Origin of the sequence: Vibrio sp. 2-1-2a (assembly GCF_032648565.1) — a bacterium.
GTDB classification, from domain to species: domain Bacteria; phylum Pseudomonadota; class Gammaproteobacteria; order Enterobacterales; family Vibrionaceae; genus Vibrio; species Vibrio diabolicus.
The window spans coordinates 486,497-504,776 of sequence record NZ_WBOH01000002.1; the positions used below are offsets into that span (position 1 = coordinate 486,497).

General features: G+C 44.9%; 18 protein-coding genes. 5 read left to right on the forward strand and 13 right to left on the reverse strand.

From position 1 onward, the window contains the following. The first annotated feature begins 84 nt into the window (after positions 1-84). On the forward strand, positions 85-2,631 hold the full coding sequence (locus tag F7Y48_RS06910) for an Ig-like domain-containing protein (protein WP_182036624.1): 2,547 nt from the start codon (positions 85-87) through the stop codon (positions 2,629-2,631). A 135-nt stretch (positions 2,632-2,766) separates the two neighbouring features. Here the strand turns inward: F7Y48_RS06910 and F7Y48_RS06915 are convergent, their stop codons facing one another. Beyond that, positions 2,767-3,510 (reverse strand): YggN family protein, encoded by a 744-nt coding sequence (locus F7Y48_RS06915; protein ID WP_182036625.1) that lies wholly within the window; start codon positions 3,508-3,510, stop codon positions 2,767-2,769. Positions 3,511-3,571: 61 nt separating this feature from the next. After that, positions 3,572-4,051, reverse strand: a complete 480-nt coding sequence (locus tag F7Y48_RS06920; RefSeq protein ID WP_182036626.1) for a GreA/GreB family elongation factor — start codon at positions 4,049-4,051, stop codon at positions 3,572-3,574. Between the two features lie 76 nt (positions 4,052-4,127). Here F7Y48_RS06920 and F7Y48_RS06925 point away from each other — a divergent pair, with 76 nt between their 5' ends. Then, positions 4,128-6,053 carry an ATP-dependent DNA helicase RecQ gene (locus F7Y48_RS06925; protein ID WP_182036678.1) on the forward strand — a complete coding sequence of 642 codons (1,926 nt, stop codon included), beginning with the start codon at positions 4,128-4,130 and terminating at the stop codon, positions 6,051-6,053. Here the strand turns inward: F7Y48_RS06925 and dinB are convergent. The 11 genes from dinB to bolA all read right to left on the reverse strand — a co-directional run bounded on the left by dinB (position 6,050) and on the right by bolA (position 15,695). Further along, on the reverse strand, positions 6,050-7,078 hold the full coding sequence (dinB, locus tag F7Y48_RS06930) for a DNA polymerase IV (RefSeq protein WP_230198196.1): 1,029 nt from the start codon (positions 7,076-7,078) through the stop codon (positions 6,050-6,052). The genes F7Y48_RS06925 and dinB overlap by 4 nt on opposite strands. 111 nt (positions 7,079-7,189) lie before the next feature. Beyond that, positions 7,190-7,423, reverse strand: a complete 234-nt coding sequence (locus F7Y48_RS06935) for a DUF2789 domain-containing protein (RefSeq protein ID WP_012841486.1) — start codon at positions 7,421-7,423, stop codon at positions 7,190-7,192. 230 nt (positions 7,424-7,653) lie between these two features. Then, complete coding sequence (nqrM, locus tag F7Y48_RS06940; protein WP_005436655.1) at positions 7,654-7,887, reverse strand: (Na+)-NQR maturation NqrM; 234 nt, start codon at positions 7,885-7,887, stop codon at positions 7,654-7,656. Positions 7,888-7,909: 22 nt separating this feature from the next. Next, positions 7,910-8,914, reverse strand: a complete 1,005-nt coding sequence (locus F7Y48_RS06945; RefSeq protein ID WP_047008896.1) for an FAD:protein FMN transferase — start codon at positions 8,912-8,914, stop codon at positions 7,910-7,912. A 155-nt stretch (positions 8,915-9,069) separates the two neighbouring features. Further along, the gene (gene nqrF, locus F7Y48_RS06950; RefSeq protein ID WP_005380271.1) at positions 9,070-10,293 is read right to left on the reverse strand and encodes an NADH:ubiquinone reductase (Na(+)-transporting) subunit F; all 1,224 of its coding nucleotides are present in this window, start codon (positions 10,291-10,293) and stop codon (positions 9,070-9,072) included. Between the two features lie 33 nt (positions 10,294-10,326). Continuing rightward, positions 10,327-10,923 (reverse strand): NADH:ubiquinone reductase (Na(+)-transporting) subunit E, encoded by a 597-nt coding sequence (gene nqrE / locus F7Y48_RS06955; RefSeq protein ID WP_005380270.1) that lies wholly within the window; start codon positions 10,921-10,923, stop codon positions 10,327-10,329. Positions 10,924-10,930: 7 nt separating this feature from the next. Next, positions 10,931-11,563 (reverse strand): NADH:ubiquinone reductase (Na(+)-transporting) subunit D, encoded by a 633-nt coding sequence (locus tag F7Y48_RS06960; protein ID WP_005380269.1) that lies wholly within the window; start codon positions 11,561-11,563, stop codon positions 10,931-10,933. Then, positions 11,563-12,333: a Na(+)-translocating NADH-quinone reductase subunit C gene (locus F7Y48_RS06965; RefSeq protein ID WP_006742550.1), complete on the reverse strand. Its 771-nt coding sequence runs from the start codon at positions 12,331-12,333 to the stop codon at positions 11,563-11,565. The genes F7Y48_RS06960 and F7Y48_RS06965 overlap by 1 nt, the downstream gene beginning before the upstream one ends. Beyond that, positions 12,323-13,567 carry an NADH:ubiquinone reductase (Na(+)-transporting) subunit B gene (locus F7Y48_RS06970; RefSeq protein WP_006742551.1) on the reverse strand — a complete coding sequence of 415 codons (1,245 nt, stop codon included), beginning with the start codon at positions 13,565-13,567 and terminating at the stop codon, positions 12,323-12,325. Before F7Y48_RS06970 ends, F7Y48_RS06965 begins: the two co-directional genes overlap by 11 nt. 5 nt (positions 13,568-13,572) lie before the next feature. Further along, positions 13,573-14,913, reverse strand: a complete 1,341-nt coding sequence (locus F7Y48_RS06975) for a Na(+)-translocating NADH-quinone reductase subunit A (protein WP_041853022.1) — start codon at positions 14,911-14,913, stop codon at positions 13,573-13,575. A 473-nt stretch (positions 14,914-15,386) separates the two neighbouring features. Next, a complete protein-coding gene (gene bolA, locus F7Y48_RS06980; RefSeq protein WP_005380262.1) occupies positions 15,387-15,695 on the reverse strand; it encodes a transcriptional regulator BolA in 309 nt (102 codons plus the stop codon). Between the two features lie 242 nt (positions 15,696-15,937). On the opposite strand from bolA, the gene F7Y48_RS06985 reads away from it, so the two are divergent. Genes F7Y48_RS06985 through F7Y48_RS06995 form a run of 3 tightly spaced genes read left to right on the forward strand, consistent with a single transcriptional unit; the run spans position 15,938 to position 18,239 of the window. Continuing rightward, positions 15,938-17,092, forward strand: a complete 1,155-nt coding sequence (locus F7Y48_RS06985; protein WP_182036627.1) for a methyltransferase — start codon at positions 15,938-15,940, stop codon at positions 17,090-17,092. Between the two features lie 32 nt (positions 17,093-17,124). After that, positions 17,125-17,694, forward strand: coding sequence for a YajG family lipoprotein (locus F7Y48_RS06990; RefSeq protein WP_012841484.1), 570 nt, complete (start codon positions 17,125-17,127; stop codon positions 17,692-17,694). Beyond that, complete coding sequence (locus tag F7Y48_RS06995; protein WP_053809811.1) at positions 17,694-18,239, forward strand: peptidylprolyl isomerase; 546 nt, start codon at positions 17,694-17,696, stop codon at positions 18,237-18,239. The genes F7Y48_RS06990 and F7Y48_RS06995 overlap by 1 nt, the downstream gene beginning before the upstream one ends. Positions 18,240-18,280: the final 41 nt, after the last annotated feature.

An 18,280-nucleotide genomic window follows, 5' to 3' on the forward strand; every position in this document is an offset into this window, starting at 1 on the left:
TGCTTCGCTTTTTCCCCCTTATGTCTATTTATCAGCTAGTTATTACTCTGTTCTCATTTATATCCATGACTCAAGGAGAGGAAAATGAAGGTCACTCTACTTCACGGAGCGATGGTTGCAGCACTCAGCGTCAGCTACCAAGCTCAAGCCTATAACTGCCAAAGCTTACCCGACTGGGACAGCACTGCGACTTATACATCGGGCACTTTAGTAAAAACGCAAGGAGCCGCTTACGAGGCCGCGTATTGGACGCAAGGCAATGACCCTGTTACCAATTCAGGGGCTTGGGAGGCATGGAAAGCGTTAGGGCAATGTGATGGTGGAAGCAACAATCTAGAGCCAACAGTGTCATTCTCCTCTCCAACAAACAACGCACAAATTCCCGAAGGCAGTGCGATCACCTTGCTAGCCAACGCAGCCGACGAAGATGGCCAAATCGCACAAGTTGAGTTTGTTGCAGGCAACCAAACGGTTGCTGTGGTAACTCAAGCACCATTCGAAGCATCTTGGACCGCTATTGAAGGTGTCTCGCAATTGACCGCGATTGCAACCGATAATGAGGGAGCCGTTACCACCACGACGATTTCTATCCAAATTCAACCACAAGTCGAGTTGCCGCCACCAAGCATTTCATTGACAAGCCCAGTAGGCACAGAAGTGCTTAATGTAGGCGATAACCTAACCGTAGCCGCTCAAGCTGATGATATTGATGGTGTGGTCACACAAGTTGAGTTCTTCATGAACAATCAATCCGTTGCGATTGATACCAGCGTACCTTACGAATATCAATGGACCGCGAATGCTGGTACACATTCGTTTAAAGCACAAGCGACTGATGACACAAACCTCGCAACCATGAGCCAAGAAGTAACGCTTGTTGTTAGTAATTCAGAAACAGGGACGGGCGGATGTGCAGATGCAGTGCCTTACGCGGCGGGAACGAGTTATCAAGTTGGCGACCTAGTTTCTCACTTCAACCAAAAATATCGTTGTGACGTTGCGGGTTGGTGTTCCTCGGATGCGACATGGGCTTACGAGCCTGGTGAAGGGCTATATTGGCAAGATGCTTGGAGTGGCCTAGGTGCTTGTTCGACGCCACCGCAAGTTACCATTACGGCACCAACGGATGGACAAGTCGTGCTCGCTGGCAGCAATAACGAAATCACGGCTAACGCAAGCGATGCTGATGGCACAGTCACGCAAGTTGAGTTTTTTGCGAACAACACCAGCTTAGGGGTCATCACTCAAGCACCATATTCCGTTACTTGGAACGCCACACTTATTGGCGCTAACCAGCTTAAAGCCGTCGCAACCGATAATGCTAACAACACGTCAGAGTCCTTGGTTGGTGTGGAAGTCAGCGATAAAGATTTGGTCGTCTCACTGACTTCACCAAGTAGCGGTCAAACCGTCGGCTTAGGCAAAAACCTCGCATTAAGTGCCGATGCAACATCTTTAACCTCAGGCATTAAACACGTTGATTTCATGATCAACGGCTCTATTGTTGCAACCGATACCACGGCACCTTACACAGCCAACTGGACACCAACTGCACTTGGTAACTTTACAGTTAGCGCCCAAGCTGTGGATTTGTCAGGAAGCAATGCATTGTCTGACGCAGCAGCAATAACGGTGGTTGAGCAAGCAGAGAAACGTCATAAACTCATCGGTTACTGGCACAATTTTGTAAATGGGGCTGGCTGTCCAATTCGTCTAGCAGATATGGCTGATGCGTGGGATGTGATTGATATTGCCTTTGCCGAAAATGACCGCAACAGTGATGGTACCGTGCACTTTAATCTATATTCAGGCGATATTTACAGCGATTGTCCAGCGCTCGACCCAGCACAGTTCAAACAAGACATGGCAGCGCTTCAAGCTAAAGGTAAAAAGTTTGTTCTCTCTCTTGGCGGCGCAGAAGGCACGATTACGCTGAATACCGATCAAGACGAAGCCAACTTTGTCTCTAGCCTAACAGGTCTTATCGCTGAGTGGGGCTTTGATGGTCTTGATGTGGATTTAGAGAGTGGATCTAACTTGGTTCATGGCTCGCAAATTCAAGCTCGCCTTGGTCGTGCTTTGCTTCAAATAGAGCAAAACATGGGTGGCGACATGTACCTAACCATGGCACCTGAGCATCCTTATGTTCAAGGCGGCTATGTGGCTTACAGCGGTATTTGGGGAGCTTACATTCCTGTGATTAACGAGACACGCAGCACGCTCGACCTACTTCACGTCCAGCTATATAACAACGGTGGTTTGCCAAACCCATATCTGCCAGGCAGTGCACCAGAAGGCTCTGTGGATATGATGGTAGCGCAATCTAAAATGCTTATCGAAGGCTTTGAATTGGCCGACGGCACTCAGTTTGCACCACTACGTGATGATCAAGTCGCAATCGGCTTACCTTCAGGTCCTAGCTCGGCAAATTCAGGCCAGGCTCCGACACAGAATATTATCAGCGCACTAGATTGTTTAACCAAAGGCACTTCATGCGGCACCGTTAAGCCAGCGTTCAATTACCCGAATTATGCAGGGGTAATGACGTGGTCTATCAACTGGGATCAGCATGATGGTTTTAATTTCTCAAAACCTGTCGGCGATAAGCTCACCGAGATGAACGCGCAATAAGCTATCAAAGAACAAGCGGGTAAAACGGAAATATCGTCTTGCTTTCATTAATTGTTCAAGTATGTAAAAACGAAAAGAGAGCACAATTGTGCTCTCTTTCTTTATCGCATCGAGTTTTTACTTTTTAAAGGGTAATTAAATCGTAAATACTCGGTAATCTTTTAACTCAGGGATTTTCTTCAACAAATCGTCTTCTTGCCCTGCCATGTCATCCAACGAGTCGCACAAGTCTTCTGCTTGTTGCTCTACCTCTTTCGAATGCTCAGCCAAACGCTCTTCTACTTTCGCGCTGAGTTCAGCCATACTCTCCGATAATGCAGTGAGGTTTATTCCCCCCTCTTCCTTCATTTTTTTCGATAAAGCATCCAACGAACTCGCTAAAAACTCTTTATTGAAGATCTCTTGTGCTTTTGCAAAGTCTTCAGTCCACCCTTGTGTCATGGACTCAAAACTTTCCGCTGGTAGAATGAAATCGCCATCTTTGTAGTAACGTGATTCAACATCAGCGAAAAAGTCCTGTACTGCGACTTTGACGTTATCAAACGCGCCAGATGCGTCTAGGCTTTCCGCGACATCATCGATGATGTCATTTGCAAGCGCTAAACCATCACTCGCCAACTGCTTTGCTTGTGGAATATACGCGTTCATTTTTTCGCGATAGTCTTCAATTGCCGCTTTTTGGTCGGCATTGAGTTCAATTAGCTCACCTTTGATGAATAGATTGTTATCCTCATCCACGACAGCTTTATCACCTGTCGTTTGGCGAATTTCCAAGCTTTGCCCATCCATACGGACTTCATTATTGATGTCCACACGACACTGCGCTGCATAACCAGTAGCACTGACCATCAGCAATGAGAGTGTAAAAAGCTTTTTCATGTCATTCTCTTTTATTTAACATTACTCGTGTTAAACATAACACTGAGTGATACATGAGATGTCAGCAAATCGTCACGACTTCGTAACAAGTTGTTTTATCTCCTATTTTTACATCAATCTCATCGCCTTCTTCTTTCCCGAATAACGCTCGACCAAGAGGAGATTTTGCTGTTAAGACAAAGACTTCCTGAGCCTGATATTTAACAGTCAGACCACCAGAACAAGGGCCTACAAAGAAGTGCTTTTCAAGCAAATTCTCATCTGCGAGAACGACGTAAGCACCTACACCAACAGGTGCGCCTTTAAAGTCGCGAGTCACTAGAGCGCGATATTGACGCAGCTCGTCTTCACTCTCTTGGATTCGCATTGCTTGTCCATGAGCAAGATACGCGGCTTCAAGTGCTAACGTATCGTACTTATGCTCGGGAACAGTTTCTTCATCTGTCGCGGCATCAATGGCTCGCAGAGCCGATGCATGGGCCACTTGAAGTTTTTCTTCCAGATGTTGGATGATAATTTGGACTAAGTCAGCTTTGTTCATACTTTTAGGACGCGCGTTTGGCACTCAGGGTGTGTTAATGTACCTAAGTTTACCATCAAAGAAAGGTTTCCCTATTATGCAAAGTGACTCGCTGCATCAAACACTTCAATCCGTATTTGGTTTTGACTCATTACGCCAAGGTCAACAACCTGTTATTGAAGCGGTTATGAATGGTTACTCTGCTGCGGCCATCTTTCCTACGGGTTCGGGTAAGTCTCTCTGTTACCAATTGCCAGCAACCGTATTGCCCAATCTTACGTTGGTGATCTCGCCGTTGTTGGCGCTAATGAAAGATCAGCTGAACTTTTTGCAAAGTAAAGGGATCCCAGCCGCTTCTATCGATAGCAGTCAAAGCAGAGAAGAGTCACAACGCGTCATGGCAGGGGTAAAAAATGGACAGATCAAAATATTGATGATTTCTGTTGAGCGCCTAAAGAACGAGCGTTTTCGTGAGTTCATTCGCCAAGTGCCGATCTCTTTGATGGTGGTTGATGAAGCGCACTGTATTTCCGAATGGGGACATAACTTCCGCCCTGATTATCTCAAGCTACCGCAATATCAACGTGAACTGAACATTCCACAATCTTTGCTTCTCACTGCAACAGCAACGCCCGCAGTTATTGAAGACATGAAACAAAAGTTCGATATTGCCAGTGAACATATTACCGTTACAGGCTTCTACCGCCCCAATCTGGATATCTCGGTGATCCCGTGCGAGGAAGCAACGAAACAAGAAAAGCTAAGTGAGATCATCGCCTCTTCACCTAAGCTTCCGACTATCGTATACGTGACACAACAGCAGACAGCAGAGCAAGTAGCAAAGTCACTAATCCATATTGGCATTAATGCTCACGCATACCACGCCGGCATGAAAAGCGACGTTCGTGAACAAATCCAACAGCAGTTCATGGATAGCCAAATTGACTGTATTGTTGCAACGATTGCATTTGGTATGGGGGTCGATAAATCTGATATCCGCCGCGTCATTCACTTCGACTTACCCAAATCGATCGAGAACTACGCACAAGAGATTGGGCGTGCAGGCAGGGACGGGCAACGTTCTGAGTGCATTCTGCTAGGCAATACGTCCGGCTTAACGGTGTTGGAAAACTTTGTCTATGGTGACACACCTGAACTAACCTCTATTAACTATGTAGTCGAGCAAGCGAAAGAACATGCTCCACAATGGGAGGTAGTGCCACTGCGTTTATCGCGTGAAAGTAATATCCGCCAATTGCCACTCAAAACCTTGTTGGTTTATTTGGAGCTACATAAACTCATTGAAGCAAAATACAGTTACTTTGCGGAATATCGCTTTAAGTTTTTGCACGATCAGCAATTTATTGTGAATCAATTTCAAGGCGAGCGACGTCAATTCGTGGAAGCTATTTTCTCCTCCTCGCAAAAAGCCAAAGTGTGGTGCCAAGTTGACCTAGAAGCGTTATGGATGAACTATCAATCGGAACGCAGCCGAGTTGTCGCAGCCCTCGACTATTTTCACCAGAATGGTTGGATAGAGCTAGAGAGCAAACAACTGACCGACGTGTACTCTGTTTTGCCAACCACACAAAGTTCTGATGTTTTAATCCAACAACTGTATGAACTGTTCCAATCCAAAGAAAGCAAAGATATCGAAAGAATTCACACCATGCTGCGCTTGTTCCAGTCAGAGCACTGTTTGAGCTCACAATTGGCGAACTACTTTGCTGATCACAATGCACCAGAGCAATGTGGTCACTGCTCCGTGTGTCGTGGTCAAGTCGCTTCGTTCCCAACACCACAAGGTGAGGATATTGAGCCACCTCAAGTAGCAATGTGGGTGCAGGAATTTATTCAGCTCTCCCCTTCAGCTATCAGCAATGATGCTGTCGCCCGCTTCTTGTGTGGAATTAGTACCCCTTTAATTAGCCAGCTAAAAGCTTCAAAACTGGCGGGTTATGGTGCGATGGCCAACACAAGCTTTGAACAAGTATTAGCTCAGGTAGAAGCAGTAAGAGCCTAGAAAAAGCTCAATTGACGCGCTTGGTTCTCGGGCTTGAGCATCACGTTCAAGCCTAAAAGGCGTATTTCCCGTCCGTTTTGGCGCTTAAGAATATCTCTTAGCAAGATCTTGAAGTCCTCAAGCTCTAATTGCGGATGGATATGCTCAATTGTTGTCAGTTGAAAGTCGGCAAATTTGACTTTAATACCTTGTTTAATAATCGATTTATCTGGGCTTGCACGCTCTAAGCGTTTCTCGAGTTCAGGATAAAGTTTATCCTCGATCACTTGCCAACATTCATCATAGCTCGAGATATTCTGGCTGAATGTCCGTTCCACACCGACGGATTTTCTCTCTCGCTCAACGACGACCTCTCGATTATCAATTCCATGACTACGCTGCCATAAAGATGCTCCCTGACGACCAAACTGTCTCAGCAATTCACGATAGTCGCTGTTTTTAATATCCTCACATCGATAAAAGCCCGCTTGATGTAGCTTCTCAAGACTCACCTTCCCAACACCAGGAATGTTTTCCAGCGGAAGTGTATCGATAACTTCCTGGACCTTATCTGGCGGGATAACAAACTGACCGTTGGGTTTATTCATATCAGAGGCAACTTTGGCAAGGAACTTAATCGGTGCAATGCCCGCCGATGCCGTCAGCCCAAGCTCATTCCAAATGTCACGTCGAATAGACTCTGCGATCAACGTTGCGGAGCCACGGCAAGCTGTCGAGTCCGTGACATCGAGGTATGCTTCATCTAATGATAGAGGTTCAATGATAGGCGTATAACGCTCAAAAATAGCACGAATCTGCTGAGAGACTTGTTTGTACACGTGCATTCGACCGGGAACGACTAGTAAATGGGGGCAGAGTTGCAATGCTCGCGCCGTTGACATTGCACTACGAACGCCATATTTGCGCGCCTCATAATTGCAGGTGCTAATCACGCCACGCTGTTTTTCATGACCGCCAACGGCGAGTGCAATGCCACGGTAACTAGGATTATCTCTCATCTCAACGGCAGCATAAAAACAATCCATATCGACGTGAATGATTTTTCTGATTCGGTCTGACATAGCCATTAAATACTGTTCAAAAAAACAGTATAAATTAAATCTGCCTTGATAGAAATGAGAGTTTGTAAACGTGCTTTAATCTCGTAACATCACATCAAGCTGATCGACCAACTCTGCCCAGTCTGCGTCTTCTTCAATGGCTTGTTTGAGAAATGTGGCCTGCGAACTTGTCCAAAAGCTGGCTTCATGCAGAGGGGCTGAAGCTCTTTTGTGCCGATGTTCGTTAATAAAGTCCTTTATCTCTTGAGGAGAGCTGCCGAGGCCTAATTGTTGAAACAATTCAGCCATACCGTGTTGATGCATTTCCATATTTCCTCCTAAGTTAACGCGCTTTAGTTTGAGTATATAACCAAATAACAGTTAAGTACGGTGATTAAAGGGAAATGACGTGGCTGTGAAGTCTGCACCGACTTAAGCCTCCGGTCATCCTAGATTAAACGTAGCAAGCAAAGTATAAACTCTCAGAGAAGTAGAGCGAGAAATATAAAAAACCCAGCTTTAGCTGGGTTATTTTGTATTACTCTTTGGATGACCGATACTTAAGCAATTCGATCTTTTTCCCATGCAGCCAATTTCTCAGCTCGCGCCGCTTCACGTGCTTCACGTTTCTTACGCGCGTCACATGGTTCTGGACAGTTACATACTTTCTCAATACCTACTGCACCAAGACCGCCACAGCTACCCTTCACTACTTTCTTCTGGAAGATGTAGCCAACAGCCATCGCTGCGATTACCGCAACAAAAACTGCAAACGTAATTAGAAATGTACTCATAAGAACATGCTCACTTCTGTTGTTATTTCTTCATGAACGGCTTGTATGCTTCCGAAGCCAGCTCTTTAAAACCATTTTCCGTCTTCACAATCATGAAAACAGGAATATTATTTTCGTTCGCAATTGCCATGCCTTTGTCTTCACCTAGCACCATAAGACCAGTTGCAAGACCATCAGCAGTCATCGACGATTTATCTAATACCGTTACAGACACCACTTTATGATGAATAGGTTTGCCTGTTCTTGGATTAATAATATGAGAGTATCTCACACCATTACTCTCAAAGTAATTACGATAGTCACCACTTGTTGCAATTGCCATGTCCCCTGGCTCAATAATTTCTTGAATTGAGCGCTCATCAATAGTCGGCTTTTCAATCGCTATGCGCCACGGCACGCCTTCACGATTCACGCCTTTGAGGCGCATTTCGCCGCCCACTTCTACCATGAAGTTATGAACCCCTTCTGATTGAAGGTAGTCAGCAACCACGTCAACCCCCCAACCTTTAGCAATAGTTGATAAATCGACATACAAGTTAGGAATATCTTTGGACAATTTATTGCCATCAACAGATAGGTGGTGAATGCCAGTATTGGCTTTGCGTGCCGCTAGCTCTTCATCTGTAGGAACGACATCAGGGCGAGCTTCTGGGCCAAAGCCCCACAGGTTAACTAAAGGACCGACTGTCACATCCAATGCGCCTAAAGTAAGACCGTTGAGACGAATCGCTTCTTTGACTACGGTTGCTGTTTGTGTCGATACAGTAAATGGCTCACTCGTTTGATGCTGGTTAAAGCGACTTAATTCTGAATCATCACGGTAGGTCGACATTTGGTCATTGACTTCTTCCAGTAAGCGATCAATTTCCGTCTGCATCGCTTTTGGCGTAGGAATACCATCTTGCTCGATATATTTGATGTTATAAGAAGTCCCCATGGTAGGGCCACTTAGATGAATTTGATCTGCTGGCTGCTCACAGCCAGCCAAAATCAATAGAGAAGCGAATGCAACAAGCCACGTTTTCACTTGTTAACTCCCAATGTTGTTGAATTGATATGGGGAATGGGACCGATTACTTAAATCCAATTACCTATATCAACTGTTGAATATTATTTTTACTTCTACAAAAAATAATGGCTAGCTCTTAGAGAGCTAGCCATAGATTCAATCACTTGGAGGGATTAACCACCGAAGTCATCTAGTAGGATGTTTTCATCCTCTACACCTAGATCTTTTAGCATGCCGATAACAGCAGCGTTCATCATAGGTGGACCACACATGTAGTATTCACAGTCTTCTGGCGCTTCGTGATCACGTAGATAGTTCTCGTAAAGAACGTTGTGAATAAAGCCAGTGTAACCATCCCAGTTATCTTCTGGAAGTGGATCAGACAGTGCACAGTGCCATACGAAGTTGTCATTCTCAGCTTGTAGCATATCGAAGTCTTCTACGTAGAACATTTCACGCTTAGAACGTGCGCCGTACCAGAAAGACATCTTACGCTTAGAGTGTAGACGCTTAAGTTGGTCGAAGATGTGTGAGCGCATCGGAGCCATACCAGCACCACCACCAACGAATACCATTTCTGCATCTGTATCTTTCGCAAAGAACTCACCAAATGGACCAGAAATAGTACACTTGTCGCCTTCTTTTAGAGACCAGATGTACGAAGACATGATACCTGGTGGTACGTCTGGGTTGTTCGGCGGCGGAGTTGCGATACGAACGTTAAGCATGATGATACCGTGCTCTTCTGGGTAGTTAGCCATTGAGTATGCACGGATTGTCTCTTCGTTAACTTTAGACTCGTAACGGAAAAGGTTGAACTTCTCCCAGTCTTCACGGTATTCCTCAGGAATATCGTAGTCTGCGTATTTCACGTGGTGAGCAGGTGCTTCAATCTGGATGTAACCACCAGCACGGAAAGGTACTGATTCGCCATCTGGAATTTGTAGCTTAAGCTCTTTGATGAATGTCGCTTTGTTATCGTTAGAGATAACGGTACATTCCCACTTCTTAACGCCAAAGATTTCTTCAGGAAGCTCGATGTCCATGTCAGTTTTCATTGCAACCTGACACGCTAGACGCTCACCTTCACGTGCTTCACCTTTAGTAATATGGTCAAGCTCGGTTGGTAGGATGTCGCCACCACCTGATTTAACTTTTACGCGACACTGACCACATGAGCCACCGCCACCACAAGCAGAAGATACGAATACGCCAGCACCGGCTAGAGCACTCAGTAGCTTACCACCTGGTTGTGTAACGATCGCCAGAGAAGGGTCATCGTTCACAGAAATTGTAATGTCACCTGTTGGTACAAGCTTAGACTTAGCGAAAAGAATCACTAGTACTAGTGCAAGTACGATCAGAGTAAACATCACTACACCAAGAATAATGTCCATTGACTATTCCTTAATTGTTGCGGTTTACCCGACTTACAGTTGAACACCAGAGAAAGACATAAAGCCTAACGCCATAAGACCTACAGTGATAAATGTGATACCAAGACCACGTAGACCTGGAGGTACGTCAGAGTACTTCATCTTCTCACGGATACCTGCAAGAGCAACGATTGCTAGCATCCAGCCCACACCAGAGCCGAAACCGTAAACGATAGATTCAGCAAAGTTGTAGTCACGTTGTACCATGAAAGATACACCACCGAAGATTGCACAGTTTACTGTGATCAGCGGTAGGAAGATGCCTAGCGCGTTGTACAAAGGTGGGAAGAAACGGTCTAGAACCATCTCTAGAATCTGTACAAGTGCTGCAATTACACCGATAAAGGTGATGAAGTTTAGGAAGCTAAGGTCCACGCCCTCAACTAACGCGTTCTCTCTCAGAACTAGGTTGTATACTAGGTTGTTCACAGGAACAGCGATAGTCAGTACTACCACAACTGCAACACCTAGGCCGAAAGAGGTCTTAACCTTCTTAGATACGGCAAGGAAAGTACACATACCTAGGAAGAAAGACAGAGCCATGTTTTCGATGAAAATCGATTTAACTAACAGACTAATGTAATGTTCCATGACGTCCTTACTCCTTCGCTTCTACTTGTTCTGGTTTCAGAATACGGATTACCCAGATAAGGAAGCCGATTAGGAAGAATGCTGATGGTGCTAGTAGCATTAGGCCGTTAGGCTGGTACCAACCACCGTTGCTCACTAGAGGTAGAACTTCTAGGCCAAATAGTTTGCCTGAGCCAAATAGCTCACGGAAGAAACCTACAGTGATAAGAACGAAGCCGTAACCTAGACCGTTACCAATACCGTCAATAAGAGATGGTACTGGCGCAGACTTCATTGCGAATGCTTCAGCACGACCCATTACGATACAGTTAGTGATAATCAGACCAACGAATACAGATAGCTGTTTAGAGATATCGTATAGGTAAGCTTTTAGCACCTGGTCTACCACGATTACTAGCGATGCGATAATTGCCATCTGAACGATGATACGCACACTGTTAGGAATGTGGTTACGGATCAATGAAACAGAGAAGTTAGACAACGCAGTTACAAATGTTACCGCTAGCGTCATTACAAAAGCTGTTTCTAGTTTAGTTGTTACTGCAAGAGCAGAACATACACCAAGAACTTGTAGCGCGATTGGGTTGTTATCCAATACTGGCGCTAGAATGCTCTTTTTAACGTTTTGTGCACTAGACATTAGTTAAGTTCTCCGTCACGAACTTTTGCTAGGAAAGGACCAAAGCCCTTGTCACCTAACCAGAAGTCAAATGTGTGTTGAACACCATTACTAGTGAGCGTTGCTCCTGATAGGCCATCAACACCGTGCTCAGAACCTTGCGGTGCGCCGCCTTTCACGACCTTAATCGCTGGCTGATGATCTTCATTGTACAATTTCTTGCCAATGAATTGATCACGCCATGAAGGGTTCTCTACTTCACCACCAAGTCCAGGAGTTTCACCTTGCTCGTAGTAAGTAATAGCAGACACAGTGTTACCATCAGTTTCAACGGCTACAAAGGCATACATCATCGACCATAGTCCTTTACCGTGCATAGGCAAGATAACTTTTTGGACTTCATCTTGGTCTTTTACTAAGTACACCACTGCTGTATTCGCACGACGACGGATATCAGCGACGTCTTCTTCTGGTGTCAATGCGATTGAACGTTCTGCATCTTTTGATGCTTCACGCTGATCGTACGTAGATGCATTACCCTCAGTAAAGTTACCTGTTTCAAGGTCTACCAGACGAGGTTCGATGTACTCAGCAAATAGCTCTGGTACTTTCTTACCGTTCGCGTCAATGCCTGCAACTTCAACGATCTTTGATTGCTTATCTAGGACAGCGTTAGCTTTTTGCTTATCACGCAGACCTACTGCTGCTGTTGATACGATGATTGAACAAACAAGGCTCAACCCGATAACAACACCCAGCGTCTTTTTAATGCTGTCGTTATTACTTGCCATAGCGTGCTAGTCTCCGCTTGATGTTCTTCTCAATCACTACATGGTCGAACAGAGGTGCGAATAGGTTCGCGAATAGAATCGCCAGCATCATACCTTCTGGGTACGCCGGGTTAACTACACGGATCATCACACACATTGCACCAATCAGGATGCCGTACCACCATTTACCTTTGTTAGTAAATGACGCTGATACTGGGTCCGTTGCCATGAAGAACATACCGAATGCAAAACCACCTAGAACTAGGTGCCAGTGCCATGGCATGTTGAACATTGGGTTAGTGTCAGAACCGATCACGTTAAACAGAGTCGATACTGCAATCATACCGATCATTACGCCCGCAATGATGCGCCATGAAGCGATTCGCATGTAAACGATCATCGCTGCACCGATCATTAGAGCTAGAGTCGATACTTCACCAATAGAGCCAGGGATGTTACCGATGAAAGCGTCCATCCAAGTGATAGGAGAACCAGTTACTGTGTTAACTAGAGCACCGTTACCACCTTGAGCCCATTGGCTAAGAGCAGTTGCACCAGAGAAGCCGTCAGCTGCAGTCCATACTACGTCACCCGAGATTTGTGCTGGGTAAGCGAAGAATAGGAATGCACGACCTGCAAGTGCAGGGTTAAGGAAGTTACGACCTGTACCACCGAAGATCTCCTTCGCAACAACAACACCAAATGTGATACCTAGTGCCGCTTGCCATAGAGGTAGCGTTGGTGGAACGATAAGTGCGAACAAGATAGAAGTAACAAAGAAGCCTTCGTTTACTTCGTGCTTACGCACCATACAGAAAAGCACTTCCCAGAAACCACCAACAAGGAATACTGTTGCGTAGATAGGTAGGAAGTAGGTCGCACCTAGTAGCATCTTGCTGCCAACCCCTGCATCAGCGGCAATCGTTCCGCCCAGCATTTCAGTTAGCCAGTAGTGCCAGTTACCAGAGATAACTGTCGCTAGTTGATCACCAGCGTACATGTGGTTAAGCGCTGCAATAGCTTGGCCACCTGCGTTGTACATACCCCAGAACATTGCTGGGAATACCGCAAACCAAACCATGATCATGATACGTTTTAGGTCAACGCTATCACGAACGTGCGAGCTTTTATTTGTTACGATACCTGGAGTGTAAAAAACTGTTGCTACAGCTTCGTACAGGGCAAACCATTTTTCGTGTTTACCACCAGGCTCAAAATGATGCTCGATGTCTTCAAGAAACTTTTTAAGAGCCATGAAAATTACCCTTCCTTCTCGATAGTATCTAGGCATTCACGAAGTAACGTACCGTACTCGTACTTACCTGGACATACAAAGGTACACAATGCTAGATCTTCTTCATCCAGTTCAAGCGCACCCAGTGCTTGAGCACTGTCTGTATCACCTGCACATAGATCACGAAGCAGCAGAGTAGGCTCCATATCTAGAGGCATTACGCGTTCGTAGTTGCCAATTGGAACCATTGAACGATCACTACCATTGGTCGTCGTTGTCATATTGAACAACTGACCTTTGAATACGTGACCAAGGAAAGAGCGAGTTACCGAGAACTTATTCTTACCAGGCATTGCCCAGCCAAATAGTTCTTTCTCACGGCCTTCACGTAATACAGAAACCTGTTGATGGTAGCGGCCAAGGTATGCGTGTGGACCAGTTGCATGTGTACCTGTCAGTACAGAACCAGAAATCACACGAACTTCGCCAGGCATCAGCTCGTTATCTGTTAGGTCATCTAAGCTTGCACCGATTACGGTACGAACTAGACGAGGGTTATTCACAACTGGACCAGCTAGAGACACAACACGATCTGTGTATAGCTCACCAGTTAGGAACAGCTTACCGAACGCGATAACGTCTTGGTAGTTGATGCTCCATGCCACATTTTCTGCATTCACTGGGTATAGGAAATGCATGTGGGTGCCAGCAAGACCTGCTGGGTGAGGGCCATCGAAGACGTGTTCTTCTACGTTAGACTGTGAAGAGCGTGGCAAACTAGTGCCAGATTTACATACGTAAACCTTGCCTTCTGTCAGGGCTGAAAGAATGTCTAGACCAGCAATGAATGCTTCTTGTTGCTCATTAATGATCAACTCAGGCTTAGCTGCTAGTGGATTAGTATCCATTGCAGTTACGAAAATAGCCTTAGTAGAAGACTCGATTGCAGGAACCTTGCTAAACGGACGAGTACGTAAAGCGGTCCATAGGCCAGAGTCAACCAACTGAGTCTTGATCACTTCACGATCTAGACCTGAAAGTTGAGCGGCTTCGAACTTATCAAATGTCACCTGCTCTTCACCTGCCACTTCAATCACTACAGATTGAAGGACACGTTTAGCGCCACGGTTAACTTCGATCACTTTACCGGCTGCTGGTGCAGTAAATTTCACGCCAGGGTTCTTTTTATCTTCAAAAAGAACTTGCGCTTTTTTCACTTCATCACCAACGCGGACATGCATGGTAGGACGCATGCCAACGTACTCTTCGCCAAGCAAGGCGACTTTTTTGATGGTCTTACCATCATTAATCACCTGGGATGGAGTTCCTGCGATAGGAAGATCCAAGCCCTTCTTTATTGTAATCATACGCACTTGCACTACTTTTATCGGGAAAAAGATTCTTTTGATTGCGTAACTTTTAGACACGACATCAGTGTCCGGTTTTGATGTTGTTTTAAACATCAAAATCGCAACATCCTATTAAAAATCTCGTCACAAGGAATACGCGAGATTTATCAGGTGCCGTAGTCTAGCATTTTTTAGGAACTTGATGCCATGACCAATCATTAGAATAGAGGGGTTATTTCGGTAGAATCAGGTCTAAAAGGTCAAAGAATAGTCATAACTTTGACCGATCGCACAAATGCCATATTCCATACATATCTTATGGAAAAGTCATATTCATCGCCTGAAATATCCTGCAATTTCCATTCATTTGTTGAAACACTGTTAACACATTTTTTAACCAGAATTTGCGCCACATCAATGCCCCTAAAGAATGTAAAACAAAAAAAGATGGCCTTAGCCACCTTTTCTCTGCACCTTTATATTTTGCGTCTTTAGTGACCGCCCCCCATACACATAGGGCTATCAGGAGCGCCATCTTGTTCACGCTTCCACTCTTCATCAGTGTATGTATGAATAGCTAGTGCATGAATGTGGTTATCCAGCTCATCTGCCAAAATTTGATGAACTTGGCGATGGCGTCCAATCAAACGCTGTCCCGCGAACGAATCACTCACAACAATCACTTTGAAGTGACTCTCCGAGCCTGGTGGCACATTATGCATGTAGCTCTCATTAATCACTTTGAGATAGCTTGGTTGCAGCTCACTGTGTAGTTTCTTCTCTATGATTTCTTGGATCATATTCGTTCCTCATTGATGCGAATTCCATAAGTATATACCTAAGTAAAGCAGACGTGTATCACTCAAACATCACTCTCATTATTGATGCATTTTCGTTCAACTGATTTCAAAGCGCTTGACGCTATGAACATGCCTAGAGAGCGACCACCACTGAACACGTAAAATTTGACAGCTTTTTGTATCTCGACACGTCATCATTTGCGACAATAACACTTAATTTCTAAATCAACTTACATTTAGCTATGAAAACCGAACTGAATCTTCACGAGCGAAGCTTAACACTTCATCGTTTCCCAAAACGCAGCAATGAAACTCTACAAGCGTGGGATGCCGGTGATGAGTATCTTATTAATCATGTTGAAGAACTTGCTTTGCCAGACAATCAAAACATCCTCGTGATTAATGACAGCTTTGGTGCCCTCTCCTGCTGGTTTTCAGAAAAGCACCATGTGACGCTAATGAGTGATTCTTTCATTTCTCATAAAGGTGTGCAGCAGAACCTTGAGCAAAACCAGTGCAATAAGGTAGCGTTTGCAACCACGATGGATCCCGTACCTTCCAATACTGATCTCGTATTGCTGCAACTGCCAAAAAGTAACCGTCACCTCGTTTGGATACTAAGTCAGTTAAGAAAAGCACTGCCTGCATCCTGCCCCGTCATTGCAGTTAATAAAGCGAAAGACATTCATACTTCAACGCTAAAACTGTTTGAAAAATATTTGGGTGAGACAAAAACCTCTCTGGCCTGGAAAAAGCACCGATTGGTATTTGCTCAAGCAACGGTTGACCCAACAATTGAAGTAAGCCCTTTCACGACTTGGCGCGTTGATGGCGAAGATATCGAACTCAAGAACATGCCAAATGTCTATTCAGGAGAAAGCTTAGATTTAGGTGCGCGTTTTATGCTGCAGCACCTACCTCAAGACCCATTGATAGATAATGTTATCGATCTCGGTTGCGGTAATGGTGTTCTGTCTGTGAAGTTTGGTCAGCTGAATCCGAATGCTCGATTAACATGTGTTGATGAAAGCTTTATGGCGCTTGAGTCCGCGAAGCAGAACCTGCTAGATAACCTTGGTAAAGATAGAGACATACAGTGTGTTGCAAACAATTGTTTGGACGGTTTTAAACACAACAGCTGCTCTATGATTATGTGTAACCCACCCTTTCACCAACAGCAGGCAATCACCGATCATATTGCTTGGCAAATGTTCTGTGATGCAAAGCAAGTATTAAGTGAAGGTGGTAAGTTACTGGTGATTGGAAATCGTCATCTTGGTTACGACGCAAAACTAAAACGGCTGTTTGGCGATAAGAATGTGAAACTTATCGCTTCCAACAATAAGTTTGTGATTTTACAGGCCACAAAAAATCCTGCTAAATTAAGCGCAAAATAAGCTTTAGCAAAATAGTTAAAAGGAATAATAAAATGAGAAAATTGGTACTTGCGGCTTCGGTTGCGTTGCTTGCTGCGTGTTCAGCGCCTCAACAGCCTCAGCTGAATTTGATGCCAGAAAGCACACTGAGCACCAATCCAATTGTTCAAGGCAAGACTTACAGTTTGACCAGCAAAGATGTACGTGCAGCGCAGTACGTGGCGTTGGTGGATAACGGCCGTTCGAACATTCTTCCTCTTCATGCTAAACAGAATTTACGTATTGCGTTAGAAGAAGCATTAGAGAAGCAGTTTTCATCTCAAGGCTTCCATGCCGATCTAAACAGCAACAATGCAATTGAATTAAACGTTCAAGAAGCATTAGTTAACGTAAAACATTCGGTGATGGAAAATGAGATGGATGCGAAAGTCGTGCTTGAAATCACCGCAGAAACACCAGAAGGTAAACTGGTCAAAACTTACACAGGCACTGCGAAGCGTTCTGGCACATTGAGTGCGTCTGATGCCGACATTGAGCAAACACTGAATGATGTAGTGACATTAACACTTAAAGAAATTGCCAATGATCCTGAGCTTCGTCAATACATGCAGGAGCGTTTCTAATGTTACGCAAGGCAATTCTTTCTCTCGCGCTACTCAGCTGCAGCGTTTGGGCCGGACCAAAAGTGGCGTTTGAAACAACGTTAGGTTCATTTACTGTCGAACTGAATGAAGATAAAGCGCCGATTACGGTAGCAAACTTCCTGAAATATGTAGAAGACGGTAGCTATGAAGGCACTATTTTTCACCGCGTTATTCCAGGCTTTATGGCGCAAGGTGGTGGCTTTAACCAAGATATGCAAATGGTGAAGACTTACGCTCCAATCAAAAACGAGGGTAACAACGGTTTAAATAACGACCGTGCGACGATTGCAATGGCACGCACCAACGCGCCTGACTCTGCTACTCGTCAGTTTTTTATCAATTTAGTCGACAATGATTTTCTAAACTACGGCGCTCGTCCACCGGGTTATGCGGTATTTGGCGAGGTCACGGAAGGATTCGACATTATCCAAAAAATGGCAAAACAGCCAACTACGACGACTCGCGGTATGCGTGATGTTCCCGAGACTCAAATCGTCATCACTAAAGCAACACTACTTAAATAGCCAAAACGATAAGCCCTTTGAATAATCGAAGGGCTTTCTCT

Bases quoted from the DNA above. Each gene is read 5' to 3' on its own strand.
- F7Y48_RS06925 (WP_182036678.1), top strand. From the start codon at position 4,128: ATGCAAAGTGACTCGCTGCATCAAACACTTCAATCCGTATTTGGTTTT.
- bolA (WP_005380262.1), bottom strand. From the start codon at position 15,695: ATGATCCAAGAAATCATAGAGAAGAAACTACACAGTGAGCTGCAACCA.
- dinB (WP_230198196.1), bottom strand. From the start codon at position 7,078: ATGGATTGTTTTTATGCTGCCGTTGAGATGAGAGATAATCCTAGTTAC.
- F7Y48_RS06915 (WP_182036625.1), bottom strand. From the start codon at position 3,510: ATGAAAAAGCTTTTTACACTCTCATTGCTGATGGTCAGTGCTACTGGT.
- F7Y48_RS06960 (WP_005380269.1), bottom strand. From the start codon at position 11,563: ATGTCTAGTGCACAAAACGTTAAAAAGAGCATTCTAGCGCCAGTATTG.
- nqrF (WP_005380271.1), bottom strand. From the start codon at position 10,293: ATGGACATTATTCTTGGTGTAGTGATGTTTACTCTGATCGTACTTGCA.
- F7Y48_RS06910 (WP_182036624.1), top strand. From the start codon at position 85: ATGAAGGTCACTCTACTTCACGGAGCGATGGTTGCAGCACTCAGCGTC.
- F7Y48_RS06995 (WP_053809811.1), top strand. From the start codon at position 17,694: ATGTTACGCAAGGCAATTCTTTCTCTCGCGCTACTCAGCTGCAGCGTT.
- F7Y48_RS06990 (WP_012841484.1), top strand. From the start codon at position 17,125: ATGAGAAAATTGGTACTTGCGGCTTCGGTTGCGTTGCTTGCTGCGTGT.
- nqrE (WP_005380270.1), bottom strand. From the start codon at position 10,923: ATGGAACATTACATTAGTCTGTTAGTTAAATCGATTTTCATCGAAAAC.
- F7Y48_RS06985 (WP_182036627.1), top strand. From the start codon at position 15,938: ATGAAAACCGAACTGAATCTTCACGAGCGAAGCTTAACACTTCATCGT.
- F7Y48_RS06975 (WP_041853022.1), bottom strand. From the start codon at position 14,913: ATGATTACAATAAAGAAGGGCTTGGATCTTCCTATCGCAGGAACTCCA.
- nqrM (WP_005436655.1), bottom strand. From the start codon at position 7,887: ATGAGTACATTTCTAATTACGTTTGCAGTTTTTGTTGCGGTAATCGCA.
- F7Y48_RS06965 (WP_006742550.1), bottom strand. From the start codon at position 12,333: ATGGCAAGTAATAACGACAGCATTAAAAAGACGCTGGGTGTTGTTATC.
- F7Y48_RS06920 (WP_182036626.1), bottom strand. From the start codon at position 4,051: ATGAACAAAGCTGACTTAGTCCAAATTATCATCCAACATCTGGAAGAA.
- F7Y48_RS06935 (WP_012841486.1), bottom strand. From the start codon at position 7,423: ATGGAAATGCATCAACACGGTATGGCTGAATTGTTTCAACAATTAGGC.
- F7Y48_RS06970 (WP_006742551.1), bottom strand. From the start codon at position 13,567: ATGGCTCTTAAAAAGTTTCTTGAAGACATCGAGCATCATTTTGAGCCT.